An 8,042-nucleotide genomic window follows, 5' to 3' on the forward strand; every position below is an offset into this window, starting at 1 on the left:
TTCGCGCCGGTATCTGGAACATCGGGGCCGAAGGACAATACATCATGGGCGCCATCTTCGGCGCGGGCATCGGGCTGGCCTTTTACCCGCTGGATGCGTGGTACATCTTCCCTTTGATGGTACTGGCCGGAGCTTTCGGCGGCTGGATCTGGGCGATGATCCCTGCCTTTCTGAAAGTGCGCTTTGGCACCAATGAAATCCTCGTGTCGCTGATGCTGGTCTATGTGGCCGAGCAGATGCTGGCCTCGGTCTCGCTGGGGTTGCTGAAAAACCCCGAAGGGTTCGGCTTTCCCGGCTCGCGCAACCTGCAATCCTATGACAGCGCGCATAATGCCGAGTTGATCGCCGGATCGGGCATGCATTGGGGCGTGGTCGCGGCCTTTATCGCAGTGATCTTTGCCTATGTGCTGCTGAACCGTCACATGCTGGGCTTCCATATCCGGCTGACGGGTGAGGCCCCGCGTGCGGCGAAATTTGCCGGCGTCAATCCAGCGCGGCTGATCCTGTTCTGTCTGGGCATGTCCGGCATGTTGGCCGGTCTGGCAGGCATGTTCGAAGTATCCGGCCCTGCCGGTCAGGTGAGCATCGATTTCAACGTCGGCTACGGCTTTACCGCGATCATCGTGGCCTTTCTGGGCCGCTTGCATCCGGTGGGTATCCTGCTGGCCGGGTTCCTGATGGCGCTGACCTATATCGGCGGTGAAATCGCGCAGTCTCAGCTGGGTCTGCCAGCAGCGGCCATTCAGGTGTTTCAGGGGATGCTGCTGTTCTTCCTGCTGGCTTTCGATCTTTTGACCAACTACCGCATCCGTGCGGCCCGGAATGAGGTGGCATAATGGACCTTGGTGAAATCAACCCCGTCCTTCTGGTCGCCTCGCTGATGGTGGCCGCAACCCCCCTGCTGCTGGCCGCGATCGGAGAGCTGGTCGTCGAAAAGGCAGGCGTTCTGAACCTCGGTGTCGAGGGCATGATGATCGTCGGTGCGATCAGCGGCTTTGCGATCTCGGTCGAGACCGGGTCACCTTGGCTAGGGTTCATCGCAGCGGCCATCGGGGGGGCCGTGCTGTCGCTGCTGTTCGTGCTGCTGACGCAATTCGCGCTGGCAAACCAAGTGGCCAGCGGGCTGGCGCTAACCCTGTTCGGGCTGGGCTTCAGCGCCCTGCTGGGCCAGAGCTATGTGGGGATCAAACCGCCCAGCATGGGGGAAATCCACATCCCGGTGATCAGCGACATTCCGGTGATCGGCCCGATCCTGTTCCAGCATGACCCGATCCTCTATGTCGGTATCGCTCTGACGGCCGCTGTCTGGGCCGTACTGAAATACACCCGCATCGGCCTGATCCTGCGCGCGGTGGGGGAAAACCACGACGCGGCGCATGCACTGGGCTACAAGGTCATCAAAATCCGCATCATGGCGATCCTGTTCGGCGGGGCCTGTGCCGGGATGGGCGGGGCCTATATCAGCCTGATCCGCGTGCCGCAGTGGACCGAGGGCATGACAGCCGGTGTTGGCTGGATCGCCCTGGCGCTGGTGGTCTTTGCCAGCTGGAAACCATGGCGCGCCTTGCTGGGTGCGTATTTGTTTGGCGGAATCACGGTGTTGCAGCTTAATCTGCAGGCCGCAGGCGTTGCCATTCCGGTCGAGTATCTGGCAATGTCGCCCTACATCATCACGATCCTTGTGCTTGTGATCCTCTCGGCCGACAAGAGCAGCGCACCTGCCGCATTGAGCCGAACCTTCCATGCCTCGCACTAGGGGCCAATTGAACCAACTTGGGGAGTAACACATGAACGCAAAAACGCTAATCGGCATAGCTGCCGTTATCATACTTGGGGTAGTCGGGTATGTTTGGTTTGGCCAATCAGGTCAGCAACAAGCGCTAGACGATGGCACGACCAAGGTAGGCTTCGTCTACGTAGGACCAGTAGGCGATGGCGGCTGGACCTATGAACACGACAAGGGTCGCCAAGCCGTCGAAAAGGAATTCGGCGACAAGGTCGAAACCGTGTTTGTTGAATCAGTGCCCGAAGGCCCGGATTCGGAACGGGTGATGACACAGATGGCGCTGGAAGGGGCCGATCTGATCTTCACCACCTCGTTCGGCTATATGGATCCCACCATCAACGTGGCCAAGGAATTTCCGAATGTGAAATTCGAACACGCGACCGGGTACAAGACCGCCGACAACGTCTCGGTCTACTCGGCCCGGTTCTATGAAGGCCGCGCCGTTCAGGGCCATATCGCAGGCAACATGACCAAATCGAACATCATCGGATATATCGGGTCCTACCCGATCCCCGAGGTGATCCGTGGCATCAACTCGGCCTATATCCACGCCAAGAAGGTGAACCCGGATGTCGAGTTCAAGATCGTCTGGGCCTACACCTGGTTCGATCCCGCGAAAGAGGCGGATGCCGCCACCGTTCTGATCGAACAGGGCGCGGACGTGATCCTGCAGCACACCGACTCGACCGCGCCGCAGGCGGCTGCGCAAGAAGCGGGCAATGTGGTCACCTTTGGTCAGGCCTCGGACATGAGCGAATACGCTCCGTTCCCGCGCGTGTCATCGATCATCGATGATTGGGCCCCCTACTACATCGCACGCACCCAGGCCGTCATGGATGGAACATGGGAAAGCGCCAATACCTGGGACGGTATCCGCGAAGGCATGGTCGCAATCGGCGAGATCTCTGATGCCGTTCCGGCCGATGTCAAAGAAGAAGCGCTGGCGCTGAAGGCCGCCATGGCTGCGGGTGAGTATCATCCCTTCACCGGTCCGCTGAAAAAGCAGGATGGCAGCGATTGGCTGGGTGATGGTGACGTCGCGGATGACGGCACTCTGGCCGGTATGAACTTCTATGTCGAAGGGTTGGAAGGCGAAATTCCGCAATAAATCCTGACATATGCGAAATCAGGGGCTGGCCTTTTGGCTGGCCCCTTTTTTATGCGCTGGCCTTGCAACGATAATCTTGACGAACGCACCCACAATCGACCTGATAAGACAACAGGCAGCAGTCAAGAAGGTACGATGGCACCCAAATCGAACACCCGCTGGTGGATACTGGCCGCGATGGGGGCCATTTTGGGTGTGATCCTGCTGGACGAGACCGTGATCAGCGTGGCCTTGCCGACGATCCAGACAGACCTTGGGCTGACGCATCTGCAATCCCATTGGGTGGTGAATATCTATCTGCTGGTGCTGGCCTGTTTTGCCGGTGCCGCCGGGCGGTTGGGGGATATTCTGGGCGCGCGGTGGTTGCTGGCGGCGGGGTTGTTGATCTTTGGGGTCGCCTCGGCCTTCGGCGGCTTTGCCGATAGCGGGTTGTTCCTGCTGCTGGCCCGTGCGGTGCAGGGGCTGGGGGCCGCGCTGATCTTCCCCCTGTCCCTTTTGATCCTGATGCAGTCCTTCGAAGAACACGAACGCGGTTTCGCGCTGGGGCTTTATGGTGCGATCGGTACCGTCTTTCTGTCCCTCGGCCCGCTGGTCGGCGGGGTGCTGACCGAGTATCTGTCCTGGCGCTGGATCTTCTGGGTCAACCCGCCCATCGTGCTGATCGTGGCAGCGGTCACCCTGACCTGCTGGCGCGATCCGCGGCATATGCCGGAGTTTGGGTTCGACTGGAAAGGCTTCCTGTTGCTGGTCATCGGGCTGGCCGCCATGGTCTTTGGCGTCATGGAGGGCCCGGACCGGGGCTGGTCCCAGCCCGAGGTTCTGATCGCCCTGACCGCAGGGCTTGTGTTGCTGATATTGTTCGTCCCGGTTGAGCGCAGAACGCGCGCACCCCTGATCGAGATGTCGCTCTTCGCCAACCCCAGCTTTCCGGCCGCCAACATGATCGTCTTCACGGCGCAATTCGTAAAAATCGCTCTGTTCGTCTTTGGTGCGCTGTACTTTCAAACCCGGCTGGGGTTTTCACCGCTGGCCGCCGGGGCGGCCCTGTTGCCGGTTGCCATCCCTCAGGTCTTCGTCGCACCGCTGGCGGGGCGAGCTGCGGATCGGTTCGGCGCGCGCCGTCCTGCCCTGACCGGCGTGGCCTGTGGCACACTGGGCATAACACTGGTCGCGCTTGGCATGCATCTGGGCCTCAGCCCGATGATCATCGCCGGGTTTCTGATCTGGGGCTGCTGCGCCCCTTTCCTGTTCGTTCCACCCCGCCGCATGGTCATGAGCGCCGCCCCCGCCACCCTGTCCGGGCAGGCCAGCGGCATTTCGATGACGTTTCAATTGCTGGGCGGCACGGTTGGAATGGCGCTGGCCAGCACCGCCTTTGCCATGACCGGATCGTTTCCCATGGTCTTTGCGCTGGTGGCCGCCTTCGCCGCCGGTGTCTTTGCCTATGCCTACCACGCGCTAGAGGCCGAACCGGCCGCAAAATAAGGCCCGGCCCATTCAGGCCGGGCCTGTCGGGTCAATGCCCGCTCAACACCAGAGTGTTCACCGGCATCAGGATCAGACGCAGGCGCAGCCCGGCGGCGTGGACGACGCCGATTGTGTCGACCACATGCAGGAATGCCTTCTCCCAGAACCCGAGATTTTCATCCTCAAGCTTGGCGTGATTGTCGGTATAGACATTGGCCAGACAGTTGCTGCCCGGCGGGATCTTGTCCGCCATGCCTTTGTAGAGCGGTTCCAGATAGACCAGAATCGAACCCGGATTGGTGTTGGTCTTCACATCCCGCAACTCGTCCGAGGGTCGGATCTGGCCCGATGGGATCACGTCCTGCACCTGCACCACTACAACCGGGATCACCGTGAAGGGTCGGGTCATGCAGCCCAGCTCGCCAATCATGCCCGGTTGGATAACCTGCGCGGACAGTTGGTTGAAGGCCGCCTGAAACCGATCATGCCCCGATGAGGACGGCACCAGAATACCCGCAGGCCGCAGCAAGGGGCTGACATAGTCGCCGACCTGCAGGCCGAACTGTTCGACCCGCCCCGTGACACCAGCGCTGATCACGGTCTTGTCCAACTCGGTCAGTGCCGCGTCCAGCTGCGCGTTGGCGCTGGCCAATTGCGCGGGGATCAGTTCCTCGATCTGCTGTACCACGGCGGCGCGCTGGGACTGGGCCGCCGTCACCTGTGCCTCACGCTCGGCCACCAGATTTTCCAGCCGGTCGATCTCGGCCAGACGCACCGCGCTGGAGCCTTCGTCGCGCAGGGTGGTGTTGCGCTCCAGATCCTCAAGCGCCTGATCCAGTGCCGCGCGGGCCCCTGCGATACCGGCTTCGGCCTCGGCCAGATCGGTTTCGGCCACCTTCAGCGACGCCTGAACCTGCGCAATCTGCGCATGCGCGGATTCGACCTGAGCGGTCTGGCTGAAATCCTCGATCCGGAAGATCGGCTGCCCGGCGGTGACCAGTTGGTTGTTGGTCACATAGACCTCGGACACGCGCCCGCCCAGTTGCGGCAGGATCGTGACGGTGCGGAAATAGGACGCCGCCGCGCTGCTGGAGGGGTGGAAGTAGAACAGCGTGGTGATCACCGTCAGCGCCAGAATAGCACAGGTGGTCAGGCCCCAGCGCAGTTCGTACCACATGGTGAACAGCGTGATCTCATGTCCGATCCGCTTGCCCTGCACAAAGCGGCGGAACAGATAGTCCGGCAACACGGTCACCAGCGCACACATCATTGTTTCAAGCATGGCCTAGTGCTCCTGCGCTGCGGGTGGGGTCGGGTCGACCGGCGGTTCCTCGGGTTCGGCGCGCTGAGGCGCCAGAGACCGGATCGCGTCTGCAATCGATCGCAACGGGGCAGCAAAGTCGGGGAACTGGAACCCGGCGACCAGAATGGCCGCAACCCAGAACAGCCCATTGTGTGTGAACAGCGCCAAAAGCGCCAGAATGCCCACAAGCTGGAACTGAGGATGGTTGGATTGATGCGCGATTTTTTCGGGGATCGCGTGCAGGGTGAAATAGGCGACCCCGATCAGAATAATGACGATAACCGTGAAAACCAGCATGAACGTGAAAAGAAAATCGCTTCCATCGGCCTGAACCACATAGGACGGAATATGCCCCGTGGCCATCGGGTGTAATTCGGCTGTACTCACCCTGCCCTCCTGTCTCTCGTTTGTTCTTGTTTGGATGGGTTGATGCATAAATTCAAGCCTGCTTATACTTTGCAGGCCGGATCATTCGATCTGTGCACCTAACCCGAAAGGCATATTTGCATGGCATCACAGCTGTCTGACAGCGCGAATCCGGCCGCAAAATCATGATCGATTTTCTGGTCATCGGCGGAGGGATCGCGGGCCTCAGCGCAGGCGCGCGCCTGTCCGCGCATGGCCGTGTCACGGTGATCGAGGCTGAAGACGCGCTGGGATACCACGCCTCGGGCCGTTCCGCCGCGTTGTTCGAGGAGAACTATGGCCCGCCCTCCGTTGTGGCGCTGAACAAGGCCGGGGCCGCGTATCTCAGGTCTGCGAATGGCGGCTACCTGACCCCGCGCGGGCTTATGCTGATCGGAGGGCGCGATCAGCCGCAACAGTTTCAGGACGATCTTGCCACCCTGAACATGCAACCCATTTCGATTGAACAGGCCCGATCCCGGGTGCCGATCCTGAACCCCGATACAGCCGCCTTTGCTGCAATCAGCGAGAACGCTTTCGACATCGATACCGACCGTCTGCTGCAGGATTTCGCCCGCACCATCCGCGCCAATGGCGGCGCTGTCATGACCCGGCAAAAAGTCACTGAAATTCGCAAATCCGGCCACTGGATCGTGAAGGCCAGCGACGAGTTCGAAGCCCGAACCCTGGTGAATGCCGCCGGGGCATGGGCCGATGAGGTCGCAGCCATGGCAGGCATTGCCCCCATTGGCATAGTGCCCCGCAGACGATCCATGGCGCGCATTCCCGCCCCCGGCGGGCACGATGTAACCGCCTGGCCCATGATGATCGGCGCAGGCGAGCGCTGGTACGCCAAACCCGACGCCGGAAAGCTGCTGGTCTCGCCGTCCGAGGCCGAAGCCACCACGCCCCACGACGCCTATGCCGATGACATGGTTCTGGCCGAAGGGCTCGCCCGTTACGAGGAAATGGTCACCGAACCCGTCACCCGGGTCGAGACAAACTGGGCCGGGCTGCGCAGCTTTGCGCCCGATGGCACTCTGGCGCTGGGTCCCGACCCTGCCGACCCCACATTCGTCTGGTCTGCCGGTCAGGGCGGTTACGGGTTTCAAACCGCCCCGGCCGCATCGCAGCTGGTGGCGGATCTGACGGTTGGAACCCCGGTGTCCCTTGACCCCGATTGCGTGGCGGCCTTGCGGGTGAACAGGTTGCGCCCATGAGCAAACGGCAGCTTCCCCCGAATGCAAGCGTGGCGTCAGAAATTGACAACGGCAGGCTGATCGCCCCGGCAGCCAGCCGCAATGTCGATGCCCTATGCGCCCTTGTCCAGCGTATCGCCCCCGCACACGGCAACGCGTTGGAGCTTGCCAGCGGAACCGGACAGCATGTCGCTTCCTTTGCGCGGGCCCTGCCGGACATGCACTGGCACCCGACCGAGATTGACCCCGGACGCCGCGCAAGTATCGATGCTTATACCGCAGACCTGCCAAACGTCTCCAGAGCCGCGCATCTGGATGCCACCCAGTCAGGCTGGCACACAGGCTTTGAGGGATTCGATCTGATCGTTCTTATCAATCTGTTGCATCTGATCGACTGGACCGAGGCCCAGACGCTGATCTCCGAGGCCGCACTGGCCCTGCGCCCCACTGGTCGCCTGATACTCTACGGTCCCTTCATGCGGTCCGGGCAACTGACCAGCGACGGGGACCGGCGATTTCATCAGGCTCTGATTCAGCAAGACCCGGATATCGGTTACAAAAGCGACAACCGGATTCTGGCCCTGCTGACCGGCAATGGGCTAGAGATGGCCGAACAGATTGAGATGCCCGCCAACAATCTGGCCTTTGTGGCAAGGACGCGCGCTAGCTGATCAGGATCAAAGCCTGAAGCACGCTCTGCGAAACAGGTTTTTGACCTATGGTTTGGGGAACCCAACAAGGATTGGCCTGAAAACTGCCCTAAGCGCAATGCGC

Annotated in this window: 8 protein-coding genes; 6 read left to right on the forward strand and 2 right to left on the reverse strand. The window is 61.3% G+C overall.

What is annotated here, in order from left to right; all coding sequences use genetic code 11:
- The 4 genes from MPJ51_RS04685 to MPJ51_RS04700 form a co-directional block, all read left to right on the forward strand.
- Positions 1 to 836 (forward strand): ABC transporter permease (locus tag MPJ51_RS04685; RefSeq protein ID WP_298382473.1); only part of this gene is annotated, 836 nt, incomplete at its 5' end.
- Positions 836 to 1,756 (forward strand): ABC transporter permease, encoded by a 921-nt coding sequence (locus MPJ51_RS04690; protein ID WP_298382476.1) that lies wholly within the window; start codon positions 836 to 838, stop codon positions 1,754 to 1,756. The genes MPJ51_RS04685 and MPJ51_RS04690, both read left to right, overlap by 1 nt.
- Positions 1,757 to 1,787: 31 nt before the next feature.
- The gene (locus tag MPJ51_RS04695; RefSeq protein ID WP_298382479.1) at positions 1,788 to 2,894 is read left to right on the forward strand and encodes a BMP family ABC transporter substrate-binding protein; all 1,107 of its coding nucleotides are present in this window, start codon (positions 1,788 to 1,790) and stop codon (positions 2,892 to 2,894) included.
- 135 nt (positions 2,895 to 3,029) lie between these two features.
- Entirely contained in the window at positions 3,030 to 4,379 is a 1,350-nt protein-coding gene (locus tag MPJ51_RS04700; protein ID WP_298382482.1) for an MFS transporter, read from the forward strand.
- Between the two features lie 31 nt (positions 4,380 to 4,410).
- Here MPJ51_RS04700 and MPJ51_RS04705 read toward each other — a convergent pair whose 3' ends face one another.
- Complete coding sequence (locus tag MPJ51_RS04705) at positions 4,411 to 5,643, reverse strand: biotin/lipoyl-binding protein (protein WP_298382486.1); 1,233 nt, start codon at positions 5,641 to 5,643, stop codon at positions 4,411 to 4,413.
- A 3-nt stretch (positions 5,644 to 5,646) separates the two neighbouring features.
- Entirely contained in the window at positions 5,647 to 6,027 is a 381-nt protein-coding gene (locus tag MPJ51_RS04710; protein WP_298382548.1) for a hypothetical protein, read from the reverse strand.
- Positions 6,028 to 6,215: 188 nt separating this feature from the next.
- On the opposite strand from MPJ51_RS04710, the gene MPJ51_RS04715 reads away from it, so the two are divergent.
- Positions 6,216 to 7,289, forward strand: a complete 1,074-nt coding sequence (locus tag MPJ51_RS04715; protein ID WP_298382489.1) for an FAD-dependent oxidoreductase — start codon at positions 6,216 to 6,218, stop codon at positions 7,287 to 7,289.
- Positions 7,286 to 7,939: a DUF938 domain-containing protein gene (locus tag MPJ51_RS04720; RefSeq protein ID WP_298382494.1), complete on the forward strand. Its 654-nt coding sequence runs from the start codon at positions 7,286 to 7,288 to the stop codon at positions 7,937 to 7,939. Before MPJ51_RS04715 ends, MPJ51_RS04720 begins: the two co-directional genes overlap by 4 nt.
- Positions 7,940 to 8,042: the final 103 nt, after the last annotated feature.

Source organism: Ruegeria sp., from assembly GCF_028066395.1.
GTDB lineage: Bacteria > Pseudomonadota > Alphaproteobacteria > Rhodobacterales > Rhodobacteraceae > Ruegeria.

Excerpts from the sequence above, each read along its gene's own strand:
- MPJ51_RS04690 (WP_298382476.1), top strand. The coding sequence starts at position 836 with ATGGACCTTGGTGAAATCAACCCCGTCCTTCTGGTCGCCTCGCTGATG.
- MPJ51_RS04695 (WP_298382479.1), top strand. The coding sequence starts at position 1,788 with ATGAACGCAAAAACGCTAATCGGCATAGCTGCCGTTATCATACTTGGG.
- MPJ51_RS04700 (WP_298382482.1), top strand. The coding sequence starts at position 3,030 with ATGGCACCCAAATCGAACACCCGCTGGTGGATACTGGCCGCGATGGGG.
- MPJ51_RS04705 (WP_298382486.1), bottom strand. The coding sequence starts at position 5,643 with ATGCTTGAAACAATGATGTGTGCGCTGGTGACCGTGTTGCCGGACTAT.
- MPJ51_RS04710 (WP_298382548.1), bottom strand. The coding sequence starts at position 6,027 with ATGGCCACGGGGCATATTCCGTCCTATGTGGTTCAGGCCGATGGAAGC.
- MPJ51_RS04715 (WP_298382489.1), top strand. The coding sequence starts at position 6,216 with ATGATCGATTTTCTGGTCATCGGCGGAGGGATCGCGGGCCTCAGCGCA.
- MPJ51_RS04720 (WP_298382494.1), top strand. The coding sequence starts at position 7,286 with ATGAGCAAACGGCAGCTTCCCCCGAATGCAAGCGTGGCGTCAGAAATT.